This is a genomic window from Micromonospora sp. NPDC003944 (assembly GCF_053605225.1).
Window position 1 is genome coordinate 1 of the sequence record NZ_JBSGIV010000019.1, and the last position, 20,744, is coordinate 20,744.

At 72.4% G+C, this 20,744-nt stretch carries 20 protein-coding genes and 3 tRNA genes; 17 read left to right on the forward strand and 6 right to left on the reverse strand.

The genetic code is table 11. From position 1 onward, the window contains the following. Positions 1-143: 143 nt before the first annotated feature. Entirely contained in the window at positions 144-1,121 is a 978-nt protein-coding gene (locus tag ACWER9_RS12095; protein ID WP_452301937.1) for an endonuclease/exonuclease/phosphatase family protein, read from the reverse strand. A 341-nt stretch (positions 1,122-1,462) separates the two neighbouring features. Here ACWER9_RS12095 and ACWER9_RS12100 point away from each other — a divergent pair, with 341 nt between their 5' ends. From ACWER9_RS12100 to ACWER9_RS12140, 9 genes are all read left to right on the forward strand, one after another. Then, positions 1,463-1,969: a hypothetical protein gene (locus ACWER9_RS12100; protein ID WP_452301859.1), complete on the forward strand. Its 507-nt coding sequence runs from the start codon at positions 1,463-1,465 to the stop codon at positions 1,967-1,969. Between the two features lie 197 nt (positions 1,970-2,166). Beyond that, complete coding sequence (locus ACWER9_RS12105; protein ID WP_452301860.1) at positions 2,167-3,216, forward strand: AAA family ATPase; 1,050 nt, start codon at positions 2,167-2,169, stop codon at positions 3,214-3,216. Then, the gene (locus tag ACWER9_RS12110) at positions 3,213-4,238 is read left to right on the forward strand and encodes a DUF58 domain-containing protein (RefSeq protein WP_452301861.1); all 1,026 of its coding nucleotides are present in this window, start codon (positions 3,213-3,215) and stop codon (positions 4,236-4,238) included. Before ACWER9_RS12105 ends, ACWER9_RS12110 begins: the two co-directional genes overlap by 4 nt. Beyond that, a complete protein-coding gene (locus ACWER9_RS12115; RefSeq protein WP_452301862.1) occupies positions 4,235-5,194 on the forward strand; it encodes a VWA domain-containing protein in 960 nt (319 codons plus the stop codon). Before ACWER9_RS12110 ends, ACWER9_RS12115 begins: the two co-directional genes overlap by 4 nt. 38 nt (positions 5,195-5,232) lie before the next feature. Continuing rightward, on the forward strand, positions 5,233-6,087 hold the full coding sequence (locus ACWER9_RS12120; RefSeq protein ID WP_452301863.1) for a S1C family serine protease: 855 nt from the start codon (positions 5,233-5,235) through the stop codon (positions 6,085-6,087). Between the two features lie 99 nt (positions 6,088-6,186). Then, the gene (locus ACWER9_RS12125) at positions 6,187-6,483 is read left to right on the forward strand and encodes a hypothetical protein (protein WP_452301864.1); all 297 of its coding nucleotides are present in this window, start codon (positions 6,187-6,189) and stop codon (positions 6,481-6,483) included. 34 nt (positions 6,484-6,517) lie between these two features. Next, a complete protein-coding gene (gene arfB / locus ACWER9_RS12130; RefSeq protein ID WP_452301865.1) occupies positions 6,518-6,943 on the forward strand; it encodes an alternative ribosome rescue aminoacyl-tRNA hydrolase ArfB in 426 nt (141 codons plus the stop codon). A gap of 32 nt (positions 6,944-6,975) precedes the next feature. Next, the gene (locus tag ACWER9_RS12135; protein WP_452301866.1) at positions 6,976-7,698 is read left to right on the forward strand and encodes a helix-turn-helix domain-containing protein; all 723 of its coding nucleotides are present in this window, start codon (positions 6,976-6,978) and stop codon (positions 7,696-7,698) included. 55 nt (positions 7,699-7,753) lie between these two features. Continuing rightward, the gene (locus ACWER9_RS12140; RefSeq protein ID WP_452301867.1) at positions 7,754-8,413 is read left to right on the forward strand and encodes a dihydrofolate reductase family protein; all 660 of its coding nucleotides are present in this window, start codon (positions 7,754-7,756) and stop codon (positions 8,411-8,413) included. Between the two features lie 32 nt (positions 8,414-8,445). Here the strand turns inward: ACWER9_RS12140 and ACWER9_RS12145 are convergent, their stop codons facing one another. Continuing rightward, positions 8,446-9,312, reverse strand: a complete 867-nt coding sequence (locus tag ACWER9_RS12145) for a 3-methyladenine DNA glycosylase (RefSeq protein ID WP_452301868.1) — start codon at positions 9,310-9,312, stop codon at positions 8,446-8,448. Positions 9,313-9,346: 34 nt separating this feature from the next. Beyond that, positions 9,347-10,753: a hypothetical protein gene (locus tag ACWER9_RS12150; RefSeq protein ID WP_452301869.1), complete on the reverse strand. Its 1,407-nt coding sequence runs from the start codon at positions 10,751-10,753 to the stop codon at positions 9,347-9,349. A 174-nt stretch (positions 10,754-10,927) separates the two neighbouring features. On the opposite strand from ACWER9_RS12150, the gene ACWER9_RS12155 reads away from it, so the two are divergent. From ACWER9_RS12155 to ACWER9_RS12170, 4 genes are all read left to right on the forward strand, one after another. Further along, complete coding sequence (locus tag ACWER9_RS12155) at positions 10,928-11,731, forward strand: fumarylacetoacetate hydrolase family protein (RefSeq protein ID WP_357351752.1); 804 nt, start codon at positions 10,928-10,930, stop codon at positions 11,729-11,731. Positions 11,732-11,839: 108 nt separating this feature from the next. After that, positions 11,840-11,911 (forward strand) — tRNA-Gln (locus ACWER9_RS12160). 134 nt (positions 11,912-12,045) lie between these two features. Continuing rightward, positions 12,046-12,118 (forward strand) — tRNA-Glu (locus ACWER9_RS12165). 164 nt (positions 12,119-12,282) lie between these two features. Continuing rightward, positions 12,283-12,355 (forward strand) — tRNA-Glu (locus tag ACWER9_RS12170). A 167-nt stretch (positions 12,356-12,522) separates the two neighbouring features. Here the strand turns inward: ACWER9_RS12170 and ACWER9_RS12175 are convergent. Further along, complete coding sequence (locus tag ACWER9_RS12175) at positions 12,523-13,209, reverse strand: IclR family transcriptional regulator (RefSeq protein WP_007456408.1); 687 nt, start codon at positions 13,207-13,209, stop codon at positions 12,523-12,525. A gap of 49 nt (positions 13,210-13,258) precedes the next feature. On the opposite strand from ACWER9_RS12175, the gene leuC reads away from it, so the two are divergent. The 4 genes from leuC (at position 13,259) to ACWER9_RS12195 (ending at position 18,306) form a co-directional block, all read left to right on the forward strand. Beyond that, a complete protein-coding gene (gene leuC / locus ACWER9_RS12180; RefSeq protein WP_452301870.1) occupies positions 13,259-14,704 on the forward strand; it encodes a 3-isopropylmalate dehydratase large subunit in 1,446 nt (481 codons plus the stop codon). Positions 14,705-14,718: 14 nt separating this feature from the next. Continuing rightward, positions 14,719-15,306 (forward strand): 3-isopropylmalate dehydratase small subunit, encoded by a 588-nt coding sequence (leuD, locus tag ACWER9_RS12185; RefSeq protein ID WP_452301871.1) that lies wholly within the window; start codon positions 14,719-14,721, stop codon positions 15,304-15,306. A 172-nt stretch (positions 15,307-15,478) separates the two neighbouring features. After that, a complete protein-coding gene (locus tag ACWER9_RS12190; protein ID WP_452301872.1) occupies positions 15,479-16,162 on the forward strand; it encodes an HU family DNA-binding protein in 684 nt (227 codons plus the stop codon). Between the two features lie 161 nt (positions 16,163-16,323). Then, on the forward strand, positions 16,324-18,306 hold the full coding sequence (locus tag ACWER9_RS12195; protein ID WP_452301873.1) for an endonuclease/exonuclease/phosphatase family protein: 1,983 nt from the start codon (positions 16,324-16,326) through the stop codon (positions 18,304-18,306). A 28-nt stretch (positions 18,307-18,334) separates the two neighbouring features. On the opposite strand, the gene ACWER9_RS12200 is transcribed toward ACWER9_RS12195, so the two are convergent. Together ACWER9_RS12200 and ACWER9_RS12205 are read right to left on the reverse strand one after the other, a co-directional pair. Next, entirely contained in the window at positions 18,335-19,213 is an 879-nt protein-coding gene (locus ACWER9_RS12200; protein ID WP_452301874.1) for an NUDIX hydrolase, read from the reverse strand. Continuing rightward, complete coding sequence (locus tag ACWER9_RS12205; protein WP_452301875.1) at positions 19,201-20,721, reverse strand: CYTH and CHAD domain-containing protein; 1,521 nt, start codon at positions 20,719-20,721, stop codon at positions 19,201-19,203. Before ACWER9_RS12205 ends, ACWER9_RS12200 begins: the two co-directional genes overlap by 13 nt. Positions 20,722-20,744: the final 23 nt, after the last annotated feature.

The window sequence follows — 20,744 nt, forward strand, 5'->3', positions numbered from 1 at the left end:
CCCCTCACCTGCCCGCCCCCCCCCCGCCCCCCGCCCCCCGCCCCCCGCTCTCGCGATCTTGCACTTTGTGTCGACGGTATGCGGCTTCTGTCACTGATGCCGGGACACAAAGTGCAAGATCGGCAGGCGAGGGGCGGGGCGGGTTAGGGGAGGGTGAGGGTGGCTTGGACGGGGCGGTGGTCGCTGCCGGGGAGGGTCAGCACCTGCACGGAGCGGACGGCTATCCGGTGGTCGACCAGGACGTGGTCGATGGTGACGGGTGGGATGAGGTCGCCGTCGTACGGGCCCCAGGTGCCGGTCAGGCCCTGCCCCGCGGCGTCGGCGGCGTCGACGTAACCCGTGCGTAGTAGTGCCCGCAGGGGACCGTGGTCGAGGGTCGCGTTGAAGTCTCCGGCGAGGATCCGCAGGCCACCCTCCGGGGTCGCCGGTGGTTGGGCGGTCAGGTCGGCGCGCCACGCGCCCGTCTGGTCCAGCGCGTACGGCGCCGAGGGGTGGGCCGACTCGACGCGGACCGGGGGCCCGCCGGGAACGGAGACCGTCGCGTACGCCTGGTTGAAGCCCCAACCGTTGAGGTTGCGTCGGACGCCACCGTCGGTGATCGGCCACCGCGCGTAGAGCCCGGAGCCGGCGGTGCCGATCTCCGGGTGGAGCTGCCGGTGCGGCAGCAGCGTGTCGAGGCCGAGTTGGTCCAGGGCGGCCTGCGCGTCCGGGGTGAACTCCTGCACGGTGAGCACGTCCACCTGGTGTCGGCGGACGAGTTCCACAAGCGTTCGCGCGTCACCCGCGCCGGCGAGCAGGTTGGCGGTGAGGAGCCGCACGGTCGGCCCGGTCGCCGGCGGCTGCGGGCTGGCCAGCGCCCGAGGTGTGACGGTGCCGAGCAGCGCCACCGCCGCCAGGGCCGCGAGCGCCGCCGGCCACCAGCGCCGCAGGGCGAGCGCGAGGGCCAGGACCAGCACGCTGACTCCCGCGATGTACGGCGTGAAGGCGAGCGCCTGCACCAACGGCCCCCGGTCCAGGCCGAGCAGTCGGGCGACTGCCCAGAGGGCGCCGGGTACGACGGCGAGCCAGCAGAGCGCCGTGCCGAGCCGCGCGTTCCGGCGCGTGGGCGGAGCGTCGATGATCACGACAATGATCGTAGTCGGGCCCGGCTAAGCCGTTTCGTGAATGACGGTGCGCTCACTTCTCACAATTGTCTGACGGTTGGTTGACACTCCGGAAAAGCGAGATCAACTATTGACTGGCGGCTTTTTTCGGTGCTACGTTCCATCTGGTTTAAACGACGCAACTCTGAGTAGTAATCGCAGCTCAGAGGGGATGCAGATTATTGGGAAATCAGTCTCGTCGGGTGTGAGCGAAGCGGCTTTACCCCCACCCAACTGCCGTCGTACGCCTATTTTTGGCAGTCATCCGTCCCGCCCCGCGGGTCGGCCGAATTCACACGGTCACACAAGGGGGACCTGTCATGAGTACATCCTTCCGACGTAAGGTGGCGGCGGTCACGTTCGCCGTCCTGGGGCTCAGTCTCGCCGGTGGGGGCATCGCTGTCGCCCAGCCGTCGGCGAAGGCGCCGCAGGAAGCCATCCAGCCGGCACGAGGCACGAACGCCCAGCCACCGGTGAGCGCCGAGTCGGCGCGCATCGCGAAAGCCGCGCTGAAGGCGAATGCGGCCACTCCACTGGTGGCCACGAACGTCTTCACCGTCGTCAACGCCAACGGCACCAAGGCGCGCGGCACCGGCACCGTCATCAAGTACGGCGTCGGGGAGTATGAGGTGATCTTCGGCCACAACGTCTCGGCTGGTGCCTTCCTGGCGACCCTCTCCCTGTCCGGCTCCTGCTGCATCCCGCCGGGTGGTGAGGTCTCGGTCGCCCCACGGCTGCTGACACCCAACGCGGTCTTCGTGCAGACCCGCAACTCGGCCGGGACGCCGGCCAACCTGGGCTTCACCCTGCTCACCCACACGCCCTGACCGAACCGACACCGGCCCCCGCGCATCCTGCGCGGGGGCCCTTCGCGTCCGTGAAGCCCGAGTGGTTGTGTGCTTCTTCGGCAGCCTCGCGCCGCTCGTCACCCTTTCGCGCGGTCCATCCCCATCCGGGCCCCTCCGGGCCGCTCCGGGTCGCACAATCCGACGTTTGCCCGGCGTGTGCCCGGGAAGCAAGCACCGTGACGGACATCTCGGACACCCTGGCCAGCATGCCCAGCCCGGTCGATCCGGAGCCGACCGGCATCGAGCTGGAACAGACCCTCTTCGAGGTCAAACGCGTGATCGTCGGGCAGGATCGCCTCGTCGAACGCCTGCTCACCGCCCTGGTCGCGAACGGACACTGCCTCCTGGAGGGGGTCCCTGGCGTGGCCAAGACCCTGGCCGCGCAGACCCTCGCGACAGTGGTCGGCGGCACCTTCTCCCGGATCCAGTTCACCCCCGATCTGGTGCCGTCCGACATCGTGGGCACCCGGATCTACCGGGCGTCCAAGGAGACCTTCGACATCGAGCTGGGCCCGATCATGGCCAATCTCGTGCTGGCCGACGAGATCAACCGGGCTCCCGCGAAGGTCCAGTCGGCGCTGCTGGAGGCGATGGCCGAACGGCAGGTCTCGATCGGTGGTCGCAGCTGGCCCGTCCCGGAGCCGTTCCTGGTGCTGGCCACCCAGAACCCGATCGAGTCCGAGGGGGTCTACCAGCTCCCCGAGGCGCAGCGTGACAGGTTCCTGATGAAGGTGGTCGTCGACTATCCCAGCGACGCCGACGAGCTGGCCATCCTCTACCGGATGAGCACCGACCGGCCGACCCCGCGCCAGGTGCTCGACGCCCAACGGCTGCGGGACCTTCAGGTCCACGCCGAGCGGGTCTTCGTGCACCACGCGTTGGCCGAGTACGTGGTGCGGCTGATCCTCGCCACCCGCGACCCGGGCCGGTTCGGGCTGCCGGAGATCGCCCCGCTGCTGGCGTACGGGGCCAGCCCGCGCGCCACCCTGGGCCTGGTCGCGGCAGCCCGGGCACAGGCCCTGCTGCGGGGTCGGGAGTACGTGCTGCCCGAGGACATCCGTGAGCTGGCCGTCGACGTCCTCGCCCACCGACTGGTGCTCTCCTTCGACGCGGTGGCCGACGGGGTGTCCGCCGAGAGCGTGGTGCGACGGCTCGTCGAGGCGGTGCCGCCGCCCCGGCTGGCCGCCGGGCACCCACAGCAGGCGCCGGACCTGGCGGCGGCATGAGACGCGCCGCCGTCGCGTCGACAGGCACACCCGCCGACCCCGGTCTGGCCGAGCTGGCCCCGGACCAGCGTCTGCGCCGCCTGGAGTTGACCGTCACGCGCCGGCTGAACGGTCTGCTGCACGGTCAGTACCGCGGTCTGCTGCCCGGCCCGGGTAGCGAACCGTCCGGCAGTCGCGAGTACCGGCCGGGCGAGGACGAGGTACGCCGGATGGACTGGGCGGTGACGGCCCGGACCGCCGTGCCGCACGTCCGGCAGGTCGACGCCGACCGGGAACTGACCACCTGGCTCCTCGTCGACGGCAGCGCCAGCATGGAGTTCGGCACCGCCGAGCTGGACAAACGTGAACTGGCGGTGGCCGCCGTCGCGGCGGTCGGCTTCCTGACCGCGGGCGTCGGCAACCGCCTCGGCGCCCAGGTGCTGCGCGCCGACGGGGTACGCCGTTTCCCGGCCCGCAGCGGGCGTACCCATCTGCTTGCCCTGCTCCGCGCGCTGCTCGCCGCCCCGCGGGCGACCGCGCCCACCGACCGGCCGGGGCGCGGGCCGACCCCCCGACCGCCCGACCTCGCGGACGGACTCGACGCGCTGCACCGGATCGCCAATCGACGGGGACTTGTCGTGGTGGTCTCCGACTTCCTCGACGGCCTGCCCGACGAGCCCCACGCGGCAGCGCCCTGGGAGCGGACCCTGCGTCGGCTGGCGGTCCGGCACCAGGTGCTGGCGATCGAGGTGACCGACCCGCGTGAGCTGGAACTACCGGACGTCGGCCTGATCACGCTCGTCGACCCGGAGACCGGTCGGCACCGCGAGGTGTGCACATCGGACCGGAGGCTGCGCGAGCGGTACGCGGAGGCCGCGACCGGCCAGCGCGAACAGGTCCACCAGGCGCTGCGCCGCAGTGGGGCCACCCACCTGCCGCTGCGCACCGACGGCGACTGGAGTGCGGACATCGTCCGACACGTGCACGCCCAGCGCCGGTTGGCCGCCGCGCCGGCCGGCCAACCTCGGGGAGGTGTCGCGTGATCTGGCAGTCCCCGCTGCGACTCTGGCTGCTGCTCGGCGTACTCGCCCTGGTCGTCGCATACCTGGTGGTGCAGCGGCGACGCAGCCGGTACGCGGTCCGCTTCACCAACCTGCGACTGCTGGACCGGGTCGCGCCGCAGCGGCCCGCCTGGCGTCGGCACGTTCCGGCTGGGCTGTTCCTGGCCATGCTGGCGCTGCTGGTGGTCGGCTTCGCCCGCCCGAGCGCCGAGGTCCGGGTGCCCCGGGAACGGGCCACCGTGATGGTGGCGGTGGACGTCTCCACCTCGATGCTCGCCACCGACGTCGAACCGGACCGGTTGGCCGCGGCGAAGCAGGCCGCCCGACGTTTCGTCGAGGGTCTGCCCGACGAGTTCAACGTGGGTCTCGTCGCCTTCGCCGGAAGCGCCGCCGTGCTGGTGCCCCCGGGCACCGACCGGGACGCTCTCGACGAGGGCATCGGTCGGCTCGCCGAGGGCATCACCGGCGTGCAGGGCACCGCGATCGGCGAGGCCATCAACACCTCGCTCGGGGCGGTCAAGGGCCTGGACAGCGAAGCCGCGAAGGAGCCGCCGCCGGCCCGGATCATCCTGCTCTCCGACGGCGCCAACACCTCCGGGATGGACCCGATGGAGGCGGCCGCCGAGGCGGTGAAGGCGGAGGTGCCGGTGCACTCGATCTCGTTCGGCACGCCGTCCGGGTTCGTCGACCGTGGTGGACGGCCCATCCAGGTGCCGGTGGACGGGCAGACCCTCAAGGCGGTCGCCGAGGAGACCGGTGGGATGTTCCACGAGGCCAGCACCACCGACGAGCTGCGTGCCGTCTACGACGACATCGGCAGCTCGGTCGGCTACCGCACCGAACGGCAGGACGTCTCGGCCCGGTTCATCGGCCTCGGGCTGGTGTTCGCGATGGGTGCCGCCGCCGGCTCGATGCGCTGGTTCTCCCGGCTGCCGTGACCGCCGCGCACAACCGACGTCGACAGTGAGGAGCACGCATGGCAGTGCAGACCGGACTTGGCGAACCGCGTGGTCCCTGGTTCATCTCGCCGGAACTCGACCCGGACGGGCGCGGGTGGTGGGACGCGCCCGAACGCGACCCGGGCGGGCGGCGTCCCGGGCGGCTGCTGGCCGTACTGGGCGTGGTGGCGGTCTCGGCCGTCTCCGGTGCTCTCGCCGGTGGCGTGGTGGCCAGCCGGGACGGGGCCGGTGGCCCGGCTGCGGCGTCCGCCGCCCCGGTGCCGGCCGAGCTGGTCACCGCGGCCGAGCGGACCGTACCCGGGGTGGTGTCGGTGCTGGCCGGCGGCGCGACCAGCGGGTCCGCGACCGGGTCCGGCTTCGCCGTGGACGACCAGCAGCACCTCATCACCAACGACCACATCCTGGCCAAGGGCGGTGGCGGGCCGGTGACCGTCGAACTGCCCGACGGCCGCCGGTTCGCCGCCGAGGTGGTCGGACGGGAGCCGCGCAGCGACCTGGCGGTGCTGAAGGTGCCGGCATCGGCAGGCCTCACCCCGCTGCCTCTGGCCAAGCCGGGTGCCACCCGGGTCGGTGAGCCGGTGCTCGCGGTCGGTTCGCCACTCGGCCTGGCCGGGACGGTCACCGCGGGCATCGTCAGCGCGCTGGACCGCGAGGTGCGACTCGGCAACAACCGGCACACGGCGGTGCAGACCGACGCCTCCATCAACCCCGGCAACTCCGGTGGACCACTTGTGAACGCGCGCGGGGAGGTGGTCGGGGTGAACACCGCCATCGCCACCATCGATGGAAACGGGTCGATCGGTATCGGGTTCGCCATCCCGATCGACCAGGTGCAGCAGACCGCCGACACGATCATCGGTAAGGGCGGCTGAGCTGCCCGAACGCCCGCGCAGCGGGTCGCCACTGTCAGATATCCGGCCGGACGGCATCGGATCATGGAAATATGACGCTCGGTGTGAATACTGGCGGAGGTGGAGCGTCCTCTTCTCACGGTCCTCCTGCTGGTGGGCCTGGTCATCGGATGTGCAGTGGGGTCGGCGTACGCCCGGGCACGACGCGGGTGGAACGATTACCAGACCGTCAAGAAATCGGTGCCGGGCGCCCGCCGCGGTGCCTGGTCGCTGATCCGGGGCGTCACCGTGAAGGCCGCGGTGATCGGGCTGCTGCTCTTCGGTGCGGTGGCGTACGCGGCAGTCGGCTCCGACGAGGAGACCGCGGGGCCGGCGCCAAGCCAGTCCCCGACGCGGAGCGAGCCTCCGCACCGGTGACCTCCGACGGGTCGTCGCGGGTTAGCCTCGGGGCGTGGACGACGGACTGCGGGTGACCGATCGGTGGATCGTTCCTGCTGGGGAGCTGCGGGAGCGCTTCTCCCGCTCGTCCGGCCCCGGTGGGCAGGGCGTGAACACCGCGGACTCCCGGGTCGAGCTGAGCTACGACCTGGCAAACTCCCCGGCCGTGCCCGACTGGCTGCGGTCGCGGGTGCTGGCCCGGCTGGCCAACCGCCTGGTCGACGGGGTGCTGACGATCGCCGCCAGCGAGCACCGGGCTCAACTTGCCAATCGGGAGGCGGCCCGGGAACGCCTGACCGCGCTCCTGCGGGAGGCCGCCGCACCCCCGCCGCCACCCCGCCGGGCGACCCGCCCGTCCCGTGGCGCCAAGGAGCGCCGGCTGGCCGAGAAGAAACGCCAGTCCCAGCGCAAACGCGACCGCCGCGCCGAGGACGACTAACCGGGACAGCGCGTGGTGGAGGAGGCGGGGGCGTGCGGTTCGAGCATCGCGACACCGAGACGGATGCCAGCATCGTCGACCGGGTGTGGCGTACCTCCAGCGATGCCGAGGACACCATGACCTCCGCGGCGCGCACCTGCTGCCAACTGATCCTCACGCGCAGGCAGGGGCGCCTGCTCGTCAGCCTGCGCGGGCCGGAGACCAGGGCCACCACTGCGACGGTTCCGTCCGACGCCGAGTTCCTCGGGATCCGGCTCACCCTCGGCACCGTACTGCGGCCGTACCCCGCATCCTCGATCGTCGACGGGTACGTGCCGTTACCCGTGACGGACTCCGGCCGGGTGGTCGTCGGCAGCGAGGACTGGGAAGCGCCGACCTACGAGAACGTCGAGCAGTTCGTCCGGCGCCTGAGCGACGCCGGTCTGCTGGCGCGATCAGCTCTGCGGGTGGACGAGCAACCCGCCGGGCACCCCGAGGGTCACCCCTCTCGACGAACCCTGCAGCGGCGGTACCGCGCGGTCACCGGCCTCTCGCACACCGCCGTGACGCAGATCGACCGCGTGAACACCGCGGCCACGATGCTGCGCGAAGGGCTCGGCTGGCCCGCTGTCGTCGAGGCGCTGGGGTACTTCGACCAGGCTCACCTCGCACACGCGCTGCGGCGCTATGTCGGGCGCACCGCGCGGGGGCTCCAGGGGGGCGACGACGCGGCCATGTCGTTCCTGTACAAGATCTGCCCACGGCCGGGCAGTTAACCTCCGCAGGCCGCTGCCCAGCGGCCGTCCCTGAACCGGTATTCGGAGGAACACCGTGCTGCTCAGCGTCAACGTCTTCGTCAGCCTCGACGGCGTCATGCAAGGACCTGGAGCCCCCGACGAGGACCGCTCTGGCGGCTTCGACCGCGGCGGATGGGTTGTCCCGCACGCGTCGGCGGCCACCGGTGAGGTCGTCGAGGGCTGGTTCCGTGAGGCGGACGCGTTCCTCTTCGGCCGCACCAGCTACGGCCTGCTCGGCGGGTACTGGCCGAAGGTCACCGCCACCGACGATCTGATCGCCACCCAGCTGAACACGCTGCCGAAGTACGTCGTCAGCGAGACGCTGACGGACGACGAGGCCGACTGGAACCCGACCACGGTCCTCCGTGGCGGTGTCGTCGACGACGTGCGCCGGCTCAAGGGGCTGCCCGGCCGGGAACTCCAGGTGCACGGCAGCTGGCAGCTCGTGCAGGCGCTGCACCAGGCCGGACTCGTCGACGTCTACCGGCTGCTCCAGTACCCGGTCGTCGTCGGGGCCGGCAAACGCCTGTTCCCGGATGGATCGCTGCCCGCGACGCTCACCAGCCCCGACGGGGGCAGCCGCGTGCTGGCCGGCGGCATCGTGTCGCTGACACTCACCCCGACGACCCTCGGTGCGATCTCCGCCGGCTCGTACAGCGTGCGGAGCGGGCGGTCGACCGCCGTGCCCAGCTGACCCCGACGCATCTGGTTCGCGGCGGGGCCGGCTCAGGCCGGGACGGCGGCGAGCAGCCGGTCGCGCAGCACCGCGGCGCGCTCGGCGAACGCGCGCTGCGCCGCCGCGTACTCCGCCCGGCCGTCCGGGGTCTCCACCCGCACCGGCGGGTAGCCGAGTGCCGCCAGGTCGTACGGGCTGGCCCGCATGTCCAACGTGCGGACGTCGCGCGCCAGGTCGAACGCGTCGGCCACCAACTCCGACGAGACCAGCGGAGACAACTTGTACGCCCACTTGTACAGGTCCATGTTGGCGTGCAGGCAACCCGGCTGCTCGTGCGCGTGCTGCGTCTCCCGGGTCGGGGTGAGCAGGTTCAACGGGCGGGCCGGTGGAGTGAAGAACCGGAACGCGTCGAAGTGGCTGCACCGCACGCCCCGCTCCTCGACGACCGCCGCGGTGTGCTCCGCGCTCAGCCGCAGCGGCCAGGCGTTGTGCCGCAGCTCCTCCCGGGTCTGCCGGTAGACCATCGCCCACTCGTGCATCCCGAAGCAGCCGAAGTGCGGCGCCCGCTCACGTGTCGCCGACAGCAGGGTGCGGATCCAGGCGATCGACTCGCCGCGCCGGCCGCGTACCCCATCGGTGTCGAGGGTGACCCCGGCGGCGGTGGCGCGGTAGTCGCGGCCGAACTCGGCCGGATCCGCGTCGCGCAGCTCGACGCCGGGGCCCGGATGCCAGCGACGCAGCTGGGCCGGGCGGTGCGAGTAGTAGGTGAACAGGAAGTCGGCCACCGGATGCCGCTCACCGCGTCGTCGCCGGGCCAGGTGCGGTGTCAGCCAGACGTCGACCCGCTCCTCGTGGGCCCGCCGGCGGGCCTGCCACTGCGCCACGTCGAGCACGGCGGGGGCGAGGGCGGCGGTCACGCACCCCAGGGTACGACCGCCGCCCGCACACCGGTCAGGGCATCTGCACCCGGACGCCGGCGGAGAACACCCCGCTGCGCAGCTCCAGCTGTTGGGGCGGGTCCCGCCCGTCGACAGTGAAGACCAGCGGCAGCACCATCCGGGTGCCCGCCGCCATCGGGTCGGCGAAGACGTCCCGACCCAGGTTCGCCGATCGGGTGGCCGACTCGTCGGTGCTCACCCAGCGCCCACCGGGCAGGTACGCCCGTTGCAGCTCGCTGTGCCAGGGCTGGTGGTCGCCGGTGAGGTTGCGCACACCCACGGTCGCCTCGCAGCGTCGGCCGTTGGCCGGTGCCGCACCGCCGCCGGCGGACTTTCCGGCGGTGCCGGGCGCGCCGCAGGTCATCCGGTACACGGTGAACTCGAACGCCGACTCCCGCAGTGGCACGCCAAGCGCCCCGGTGACGCCGGTGCCCCTCCACGCACCGCTCGTGGGCTGCTTCTGCGTGTCGATCGCCGACACCTGTCGGGTCGCCGTCCAACCCGCCGTCCCGACCAACCCGGCCAGGACCACGACGGCGGCGCCCACCAACACCCAGACCGGCGGGGTGCGCCGACGTCGTACCGGACTCGGGGCCGCCGGTCGGGGATAGACCGTCCCGCGGCCACCTTCGGCACCGTCGCCGGTGGAGAGCGCGGCGGCCGTCACCCGACGACCGCGCCGACGCCGCCACACCCACACCAGGGCGGCGCTGACCACCAGCAGGGCCGCCAGTCCGGCGAGCAGCACCGGGTAGCGACGCCAGACCGGCGCCTCGGTCACCTCGGCCGCCGGCGCCGCTGCCGCCTGCCAGGTGGCCGTGGCGCAGTCGTACGGCCTGGTGCCGTCACTTGTGAACGCGCAGGTAGGCGCGCTCAGCGGCCGGCCCGGCGCGGTCGCCGCGAGGGCGGTGCCAAGCGTGGTGGTGCTGTGCGCCGGCAGCCGCAACCGCCAGGTCACCTCGGTGGCCGATCCGCGGGCGGGGGTGGACCGTCCACCACCGCTGATCGCGGTCGTCGACGAGCCGGGCGGCAGTTCCTGACGCACCGTGGTCTCGAGCGGCGAGTTGCTGACGTTGCGCACCTGGATCCGGTACCTCGGTGCCGGGCTGCTCTCCGTCGCCACCGCCACGGTGACCTGTTGCGGGGGCGCCGACGCCGGCGCGCGGGTGGGCGGCGCCATCGCCGGAGGCGCCGAGGGCGGGGTGGGCTCGGTCACCCGCGCGACCATCGCCACGGGTGGCCGGGTGACCGCCGCTGGTGGTTGTGGCGTCGCCGCCGCTGGTTGTGGCGTGGCCGCCGGTGGTCGTGGTGTGGCCGCCGCCTCCGGAGCCGCCGACGGCAGGGCCGGAACGGCGGCGAGGATGCCGAGGCAGTGCACGAACACTGCGAGGGCTCTGTGGTGTCGTGTCGATGCAGGCATACGAACGAACCTCCGGAGCCGACGCTAGGGGCGAGACGCCTCCGAGCGGGTACGAAGTCGGGAAGCCCGGCCCGGTCACCTCCCGCTCCGGTAAGGTGCCGCGCGCTGACGGGTTGAGCACACCCGAGCGCCGGTCCTGGCCGGTCGCGGGGCCGGCGGCGCTAGATTGGCCGGGTGCGTATCGCTCGTTTCGCCCATGCCAAGGGAATGTCGTTCGGTGCCGTCGAAGGCGAGGTGGAGGCCGGGCCGCAGGGCCTGACCATCGCCGAGATCGAGGGCCACCCGTTCGGCAACCTCTCCTTCAGTGGGGCCCGCTGGGCCCTCTCCGACGTCCGGCTGCTCTCGCCGATCCTGCCCAGCAAGGTCGTCTGCGTCGGCCGCAACTACGCCGACCACGCCGCAGAGCTCGGCAACGAGGTGCCCAAGGAGCCGCTGCTCTTCCTCAAGCCGTCCACCTCGGTGATCGGCCCCCGCGACGCCATCCGCCTGCCGATCTTCTCCAAGCAGGTCGAGCACGAGGCCGAGTTGGCGGTCGTGATCGGGGCACCCGGCGCGCGCCGCGCCGACCGGGCCGCCGCCGAACGCGCCATCTTCGGCTACACCTGCGCCAACGACGTCACCGCTCGCGATCTCCAGCGTTCGGACGGGCAGTGGACCAGGGCCAAGGGCTTCGACTCGTTCTGCCCGATCGGCCCGTGGATCACCACCGGGCTGGACGTCTCCGACCTGGAGATCCGGTGTGAGGTGGGTCGCAACCCGGAGGAGATGGAGGTACGCCAGCTCGGCCGGACGAAGGACATGGTCTTCGACGTTCCCGGCCTGGTGTCGTACATCTCGCACGTGATGACTCTGCTGCCCGGCGACGTCGTTCTCACCGGCACTCCGGCCGGGGTTAGCCCGCTTGTCGAGGGGGATACGGTCACCGTGCGGATCGACGGCATCGGCGAGCTCACCAACCCGGTGGTTCCCGTCGCCTGATCCGTCTGATGCCCCTGTTTCCGCAGCTCACGGGTGGTTCGGGGGGATCGGGTTTGGCCTGCCGGCACCGGGAGGGTAAAGTTCACTCCCGGCGCCGCAAGGGGCCAATGGGGTATGGGGTAATTGGCAGCCCGACTGATTCTGGTTCAGTTAGTCTAGGTTCGAGTCCTGGTACCCCAGCGCTGCTGGAATTCGCGAGAATTTCCAGACGCTGGATTCTGACGGAGTTCGACTCCGCCCCCTCGGGGGGCGGAGATGGTCTTCGGTAGAGTGCAGCTCCTCCGCCGTCACGGTGGGGGAGCGAACGTTGTTCTGGCCCCGTCGTCTAGCGGCCCAGGACGCCGCCCTCTCAAGGCGGTAGCGCCGGTTCGAATCCGGTCGGGGCTACATCGTGCACAGTCCGTCTCACCTCGTGAGGCGGGCTGTTTCGTATCTGCCGTCGGGCCCCGTTCCGCTCCACTGGCGACCCCCGCACCCCGCGCTCGTGCCCGAGTACGGTGCCGCTAGACTACAGTCGCACCGCCCGCGAGGGTGGTGAACGGAGAAGTTCTGGCCCCGTCGTCTAGCGGCCCAGGACGCCGCCCTCTCAAGGCGGTAGCGCCGGTTCGAATCCGGTCGGGGCTACAACCAAAGGCTCACCTCGCACCGCGAGGTGAGCCTTTCCCGTACCCCGGCCTCGCCCCCTTCCCGGTGATCAAGAGGTTTGCGTCACGACACGCCGGGAGCGCTGACGCAAACCTCTTGATCACCGGAGGAGATGGGGGAGGGGGCGGGAGGGGTGGGGTGTGGGGTTAGAGGCCGGATAGGCGTTGGCCGGCTCTTACTACGGCCATGGCGTGGCGTTCGCCGGGGCGGCGGCCCAAGCGCTCGATCGGGCCGGAGATGCTCACCGAGGCGATCACCCGGCCGGTGCGGTCTCGGATCGGGGCGGAGACGCTCGCCACACCGGCCTCGCGCTCGGCGACGCTCTGCGCCCAGCCGCGACGGCGTACCTCGGCGAGGGTGCGCCCGGTGAACTTGCTCCGCGGCAGCAGCGGCATCACCGCCTCCGGTGGCTCCCAGGCGAGCAGGATCTGGGCTGCGGAGCCGGCCGTCATCGGCAGCACCGAGCCGACCGGAACGGTGTCCCGTAGACCGCTGGCCCGCTCCGCCGCCGCCACGCAGATCCGCTCGTCGGCGCGGCGCAGGTAGAGCTGCGCGCTCTCACCTGTGGCGTCGCGCAGCGCGGCCAGCAGCGGCTCGGCGGCGGTCAGCAGAACGTCAGGTGCGGCGTTCGCCAGCTCACCCAGGCGGGGCCCGGGTCGCCACCTGCCCTGTGTGTCGCGCACCAGCATCCGGTGGATCTCCAGGGCCTGGGCCAGCCGATGTGCTGTGGCCCGGGGCAGCTTGGTGCGTTCAACGAGTTCGGCCAGGCTGGCGCCGTCCACGCAGGCGGCCAGGATGACCACCGCCTTGTCGAGAACGCCGACACCGCTCATACTGTGTCCCACAAGCCGAAACTTACCTCCCAGAATTTAGGATGTCCAGATGGTGGGAGTCACTCCTGAGCCGAGGACCCTGGCCGAGAAGGTCTGGGACGCGCACGTCGTACGGTCCGCCGCTGGTGAGCCGGACCTGCTCTTCATCGACCTGCACCTGCTGCACGAGGTGACCAGCCCGCAGGCGTTCGACGGGCTGCGGCTCGCCGGGCGTCGGGTGCGACGTACCGACCTGACCCTCGCGACCGAGGACCACAACACCCCGACCGGGTATGCCGACCCGGCGTTCCGCCTCCGCCGTGGTGACCTGCTCACCATCGCGGACCCCACCTCGCGTACGCAGATCGAGACGTTGCGCCGCAACTGCGCCGAGTTCGGGGTGCGGTTGCACCCGCTCGGCGACGACAACCAGGGCATCGTGCACGTGATCGGCCCGCAGCTCGGTCTCACCCAGCCGGGCCTGACGATCGTCTGTGGCGACTCGCACACCGCCACCCACGGCGCCTTCGGCGCGCTCGCCTTCGGCATCGGCACCAGCGAGGTGGAGCACGTGCTGGCCACCCAGACGCTGCCGCAGAGCCGGCCCAAGACGATGGCCGTGAACGTCACCGGCCGCCTCGCGCCCGGCGTGACCGCCAAGGACCTGGTGCTCGCGCTGATCACGCAGGTCGGCACGGGTGGGGGTCGCGGGCACATCGTCGAGTACCGCGGCGAGGCGATCCGCGCCCTCTCCATGGAGGGGCGGATGACCATCGCGAACATGTCCATCGAGTGGGGCGCCAAGGCCGGCATGATCGCGCCGGACGAGACCACCTTCGCGTACCTCAAGGGTCGGCCGAACGCGCCGCAGGGCGCGGACTGGGACGCGGCCGTGCAGTGGTGGCGGACGCTGCCCACCGACGAGGGCGCGCGCTTCGACGCCGAGGTGACGCTTGACGCCAGCCAGATCACCCCGTTCGTCACCTGGGGCACCAACCCCGGGCAGGGCGCGCCGCTGAGCGCGCCGGTGCCGGACCCGGAGGAGTTCGTCACCGACTCGGAGCGCACCGCCGCCCGGCGGGCCCTGGAGTACATGGACCTGCGCCCCGGCACCCCGCTGCGGGAACTGCCCATCGACGTGGTCTTCGTCGGGTCCTGCACCAACGGTCGCCTGGAGGACCTGCGGGCCGCTGCCGACGTGCTGCGGGGTCACCGGGTCGCCGACGGCGTCCGGATGCTCGTGGTGCCCGGCTCCGCCGCCGTGCGGGAGGCCGCCGAGGCCGAGGGGCTGGACAAGGTCTTCGCCGACGCCGGGGCCGAGTGGCGGTTCGCCGGCTGCTCCATGTGTCTGGGGATGAACCCCGACACGCTGAAGCCGGGCGAGCGCTCCGCCTCGACCTCGAACCGTAACTTCGAGGGCCGTCAGGGCCGGGGCGGGCGTACCCACCTGGTCTCCCCGCCGGTGGCCGCCGCCACCGCCGTGGTCGGCCGGCTGGCCGCCCCCGCCGACCTGTAGAAGGGACCGACGAGATGGACAAGTTCACCACCCACACCGGCACCGCCGTGCCGCTGCGCCGGTCCAATGTGGATACCGATCAGATCATTCCCGCCGTGTACCTCAAGCGGGTGACCCGGACCGGGTTCGCCGACGGGTTGTTCAGCGCCTGGCGGGAAGATCCGACATTCGTGCTCAACGATGAAAACTATTCCGGTGCGTCGATCCTCATCGCCGGCCCGGAGTTCGGCACCGGCTCCTCCCGGGAGCACGCCGTCTGGGCGCTACGGGACTGGGGCTTCCGCGCGGTGGTGGCGCCGCGCTTCGGTGACATCTTCCGCGGCAACGCCCTCAAGGAGGGTCTGTTGCCGGTCGAGTTGGAATTGAAAGCCATCGAAGAGTTGTGGGACCTCGTCGAGGCGGATCCGACCACTCCGGTGACCGTCGACCTGACCGCCCGCCAGCTCCGGGCGGGCGACGCGAACTGGTCGTTCCCGCTCGACGACTTCAGCCGCTGGCGTCTCCTGGAGGGCCTCGACGACATTGGACTCACCCTCCGGCACGCCGCCGACATCGACTCCTACGAGGCGCGCCGACTGCCGTTCCTGCCCTCCGTGGCATAGCCGTTAGGCCGCCGGCACAGCGGATTTCACCCCCATCGGTCCGACCGGTGGGGGTGAATCCGTTACGACACAAGGGCTTTTTTCTACCGAATGTTTGTGTCCCGGCAGCACAGGGCATACCGTGCGCGCAGAATGGCTCGCGACGAGTCAGTTGCACAATCGGGAGGAAGTCGTGAACAAGGCCGAGCTCATCGAGGCGCTCGCCGTTCGCCTGGGGGACCGGAAGATGGCGACGGCCGCGCTCGACGCGGTCCTCACCGAGGTCCAGGCGGCGGTCACCAAGGGCGAGAAGGTGGCGATCACCGGATTCGGAGCATTTGAAAAGCGTGTGCGTGGCGCGCGAACAGCGCGCAACCCGCGTACCGGCGAGGCGGTGAAGGTCAAGAAGACGTCAGTCCCGACCTTCCGCCCCGGCGCCGGGTTCAAGGAGATGGTGGCCAGCGGCAAGGTGCCGAAGGCCACGGTGGCGACCAAGAAGGCCACCACCAGCACCGCCACGGCCAAGGCGGCGGGCACGAAGGCGACCGGCACCAAGGCCGCCAGCGCGAAGGCGACCGGCACCAAGGCGACCACGGCCAAGGCGGCAAGCAAGAAGACCGCCCCGGCGAAGGCCAGCAAGACCGCCACGGCGACCAAGACGGCCGCCAGCAAGAAGACCGCCCCGGCCAAGGCGAGCAAGAGCACCACGGCGACCAAGACGGCCGCCAGCAAGAAGACCACCGCGGCGAAGAAGACCACCGCGGCGACCCGGTCGACCGCGGCGAAGAAGACCACCGCGGCGGCGAGCAAGAGCACGGCGGCCAAGAAGGCGCCGGCGAAGAAGGCTCCGGCCAAGAAGGCGGCCAGCAAGCGCTGACCGACCTGCTCCGCAAGGGCGTCCACCCGTGGGTGGGCGCCCTTGCGGCGTACGGGGACGGTCTTTCGGCGTACGGGGACCGTTGACCCGGTTGGCCCGCTCGCGCAGAATCGCCGTGCCGGCCCCCCTCCGCCGGCCCGCCGACGGGAAATGGGGCGCCGGTGCGCTACCGCCAGCTCACCACCGGGACGCTCGCGCTGGGCGTGCTCCTCCTCATCGACGTGCTGCGGGTCTGGCTGCCCGGCATCATCACCATCTTCGGTCAGGCGGCGTCCACCCCCGCCGAGCTGATGGGGGCGTTCGCCCTCGGCTGGTTCGTGCTCGCGTTGGGCGCGCCCGCAGTGGTCCGCCGAGTCGGTGCCCGCCCGGTCACCGTCGTCGCCGCCGTGGCGCTCGCCGTCGCCCGGCTCGCGCTCACCGCCGCACCCGGCGGGCGTACGCAGCTCTGGTTGGCCACCGCCGGGTTGCTCGCCGGGCTGGTCTGGCTTGTCGGCGTCGCCACCGTGACCGACCGCCCGGTCCCGGGGCTGGCGTTGGGCTTCGCGGTCAACGCGGCCCTGCACGCGGTGCTGGACACCGCCGATCTGGTCTGGCGGGGCGACTGGGTGGCCTGGCTGCTCAGCGCCGTCGCGGTGGCGGTGTTCCTGGCCGGCACGGCACGATCCGGCCGGCACGGCGGTGCCGGCAAAGCCCTGGCCGGCCCCGTTGACGGCGTGGACGTCCCCGACAACGCCCTGGACAGCCCCGTTGACGGCACTGACGGGCTCGCTGACGGCGTTGCCGGCCCCGGTGGTGGTCGGGCCTGGCTGCTGGCCGGGCCGGCGCTGCTGCTGGCCGCCATGGTGGCGCTCTCCCCGGCGCTGACCCGGACCGGGATGTCGTACCTGTTCGCCGGGGACGGGGTGGCTCGTTCTCCGCTGTTCGGCCTGGCACCGGTGCCGGTGGCGGTTGCCGGGTTCCTGTGCGCCGCGTCGACCCGACCGCCTCGGGGGCCGGGCCGGGCGTACGGCCCGGTGGCGTTGCTCGGTGGCGCGGTGCTGTTCGCCCTCGACCGGGGCGACCTGCTCCTCGGGGCCGTCCTCCTCGCCGCGGTCGGCCTCGGCGCCTGCCTCGCCCTGACCGACGACGCCGGCCAGCCGGGCGGTGACACCGCGAGCGCCACCCGACGGGGGTACGCGGTCGCCACCGGCATGCTCGTCTTCGCGCTGGGGGCGGTCGGGTACTACTCGGCCTACGACCTCGGCTACCCCAACGCCGCGGTGCCCGTCGTGGTGGCCGTGCTCGTCGCCGCCGTGGCGGTCACCGCGCGTCCCGTCGTCCACCGGGTTCCGCTGCCGTTCCCGCCGTTCCGGGCCGCCGCCACGGTCACCGCGCTGGCCCTGCTGGCGCCGGTGCTCGCCGACGAGGTACCGGTGGCCAGCAACCGGGACGGCCCGCCGGAGCGGCTGACCGTGGTGGCGTACAACATCCGGATGGGCTTCGGGCTGGACGGCCGGTTCGACCTGGACGGCCTCGCCGAGGTCGTCGTCCGGCAACGGCCCGACGTGGTGCTGCTCAGCGAGGTGGACCGGGCCTGGCTGCTCAACGGCGGGCACGACACCCTGGACCTGCTTGCCGACCGGCTCGCGATGCCGTACGTCTTCGGGCCGGCCGCCGACCCCGTCTGGGGCGACGCGGTGCTCAGCCGTTGGCCGGTGAGCGATCCGCGAACCCTGCCACTGCCGGCCGTCGGTGCGCCCACCGGAGCGCAGGCCCTCGCGGTCACGCTCGACCTCTCCGACGGTGTTCGTACCGCGGTGGTCAGCACCCACCTGCAACCGCCGCCAGGTGCGGGCCCGGTGGTCCAGGCCCGCGCGGTCGCCGACTTCGCCACCAGGTACGCGGCCGGCGGGCCGCTGATCGTGGCGGGCGACCTGAACACCGAGCCGGGCGACGAGGCGTTCGGGGAGTTCGCAAACGCCGGTCTGGTCGACGCGTTGGCCGCCGCCCGACCGCTTGCGACAAGCCCGGCGGACGACCCGCGCCAGCAGATCGACCACGTCTTCGTCTCGCCCGGCCTGACCCCGAGCAACCCGGTAGCGCCGCGCAGCACGGCCAGCGACCACCTGCCGGTCGCGGTGACGGTGACCCTGCCGCCCCGCTGACGAGGCCGGGCCGGTGCGGACGCGGGCCCTACAGCCGATCGGCGGCCAGCAGCCGATCGGCGGTGAAGGCGAGGAGCCAGCCGCTGCCCTTCGGCGTGGTGAAGTCCTCGTCGGTGCGGCCGGTCAACTGCTCCAGGGCGCCGGGCAGGACCTTGCCCTGGCTGCATACCGCCGCCTGCCCACCGGCGCCGGCTACCTCAAGCAGTCGGGCGGCGGTGGCCAGGATCTGCTCGTCGCTCTGCTGACCGGGCTGTGGCTCGTCCAGGTCGCCGCAGACCTCGATCGGCAGGTCGAGCAGCGCGGCGGTCGGGTCGAGGGTCTGCACGCACCGTCGCGGCGACGCCGACACCAGCCGGGCCGGCCGGATCAGGGCGAGCAGGCCGGCCAGCGTGCTCGCCTGGGCCCACCCCTCGGCGTCCAGGGGCCTCCCGACGTCCGGGCCGGACCAGGTGGCCCGCTTACCGGCGTGCGCGTGCCGGACCAGCGCGACGGTCGCCGTCACCGACGGCAGCGCGGCGAACGCCGCCAACACCTCGGAGTCGTGCGGGTAGCTGACCAACCTGATCGCGTCGTCGACAGTGAGCCAGCGGATGTCGTCCACCTCGGTGCCCGGTTGGAAACCGCCGCTTGCCACCGCGAGCATCGACCAGTAGTCGACAAGCTTGGGCTGCCCCTCGCTGCGGTACCGCACCGACGGCAGCCGCACCTGCGGCACACCCCGGACGTCGGCCTCCTCGGCCACCTCACGGACCGCCGCGGCAAGCGCGTGCTCGCCCGGCTCCAGCTTGCCCTTCGGCAGCGTCCAGTCACCGTAGCGGGGGCGGTGCACCACGCAGACGCGTACCCCGTCGTCGGTCGGCCGCCAGGCCACCCCGCCGGCCGCCCGGATGCCGGTCACGGCAGCCAACTGGTCCGCCGTGGCCGGGTGGCCCGGTGCCAGGCCGCCGGGAAGAGGCCCCGCATCCGGTGTACCGAACCGCGTTCCCGTTCGGCCAGCCGCCCGGCGGTAACCGCCAGTTCGTGGTCGTCCGGGCGCTCGGCGGCGATCTCCAGCCAGGTGTCCGCCGCCACCGCCGCGTCCTGGTGCTCGCCGAGCACGTCCTGCACCCGGGCCAGGGCGCGGGACAACCGACGGGCGCCCTTGTCGACGGTCGGGGCCACCGCGTTCACCGCGTACCGGGCCTGCTTGGCCTCCTTGCGAACGGCGTGCCAGTTGTCGTCCGGCGACTGCGCGTCGAGCCCGTCGACGCCGCCCGGCCCGGTCAACCGACGCCAGGGGCGCGCCACGAGCGCGGGCAGCGCCTGAGCGGCGGGTGCCGCCGCCCGCCGGGTGAGTCGGGGTGCGCGGGCGGCAAGCACCAGGGCGTCCAGCAGGGCCAGGTAGCGCGCGGAGCGCAGCGCCTCGTCGATTGCGGCCAGCGCCCGCCGCTGCCGTCCGGCGAGTACCTCGTCGAGCCGGTCCACCGCGCCCTGGTCGAGTGGGCTCAACGGGTCGGCGGCGGCGGTACGGCGCAGCCGTGCGCGCAGCACCTCGGCGTCGCGGGCCGCCCCGACAACGCCTGCCAACCAGCGCAGCTCGTCGCGCAGCGGGCGGGACCAGGTCTTGCGCAGCAACGGTTTGAAGGTACGCAGATCACTGCGCAGGCGTCGACAGGCGACCCGCATCTGGTGCACGGCGGTGTCGCCACCGGCGGCCGGGGCGCGTAGCCGCACCAGCGGGTCGTGCGCCAACAGCCGACGGATCTCCTTGCGTAGCGCCTCGGTCACCACGTCACCCGCGCTCGGCTCGGCGGTCAGCCCGGCCGGCGCCACCAGATCCGGATCGGCCTGTGCCGTCGCGCCAAGCGCCCGTACGTGCTTCGGCGTGAACGACCCGCCCCGGGCGCCAGCCTCGCGCAGCACCCCGCCGACCCGGTCGAGCAGCTTCCGGTCGCCGGCCTTCAGCTCCACCTCCACCTCGCGGAACGAGTCGGTGGTGGTGCCGGCGTCGTCGAGCACCGTCACCCGGTCGTCCACCACCTCGGCGAGCACCGTGCCGGCGGCGTCGCACACCTCGTACGCGTGCCGCACGGTGCGGACCACCGTCACCGGGGCCAGCGACGCCCCTCGGTGCAGGACGCTCACCACCTCCACCAGCTCCGGTGGTGGCTGCCCCTTGGACCCGGGACGGGAGACCTCGTGGCGGACGCCGGGCGTCCCGGTGGGCAGCTTCACCGTCCAGGGCAGCTCGTCACCGCGGCGGTGGCGCAGCGAGGCACCGGCCCGGGCCAGCCGCAGGTCGACGGTGTCGAGGTAGCGGGCGACGAGCGTCACCGGTGGCAGCGCCCGGACCCGGCCACCGGCCGGAGCCGTCCCGGCCAGGTCCGGTAGCACGTAGGCGTCGTCCACCTCGTACTTCTGCTCCTCCTCGACCATCAGCTCAGCCTATGCGCTGCGCG

What these genes read in the sequence shown, in the direction of transcription:
- ACWER9_RS12100 (WP_452301859.1), top strand. Translation starts at nt 1,463, where the DNA reads ATGAGTACATCCTTCCGACGTAAGGTGGCGGCGGTCACGTTCGCCGTC.
- ACWER9_RS12110 (WP_452301861.1), top strand. Translation starts at nt 3,213, where the DNA reads ATGAGACGCGCCGCCGTCGCGTCGACAGGCACACCCGCCGACCCCGGT.
- ACWER9_RS12120 (WP_452301863.1), top strand. Translation starts at nt 5,233, where the DNA reads ATGGCAGTGCAGACCGGACTTGGCGAACCGCGTGGTCCCTGGTTCATC.
- ACWER9_RS12150 (WP_452301869.1), bottom strand. Translation starts at nt 10,753, where the DNA reads ATGCCTGCATCGACACGACACCACAGAGCCCTCGCAGTGTTCGTGCAC.
- ACWER9_RS12175 (WP_007456408.1), bottom strand. Translation starts at nt 13,209, where the DNA reads ATGAGCGGTGTCGGCGTTCTCGACAAGGCGGTGGTCATCCTGGCCGCC.
- leuC (WP_452301870.1), top strand. Translation starts at nt 13,259, where the DNA reads ATGGTGGGAGTCACTCCTGAGCCGAGGACCCTGGCCGAGAAGGTCTGG.
- leuD (WP_452301871.1), top strand. Translation starts at nt 14,719, where the DNA reads ATGGACAAGTTCACCACCCACACCGGCACCGCCGTGCCGCTGCGCCGG.
- ACWER9_RS12205 (WP_452301875.1), bottom strand. Translation starts at nt 20,721, where the DNA reads ATGGTCGAGGAGGAGCAGAAGTACGAGGTGGACGACGCCTACGTGCTA.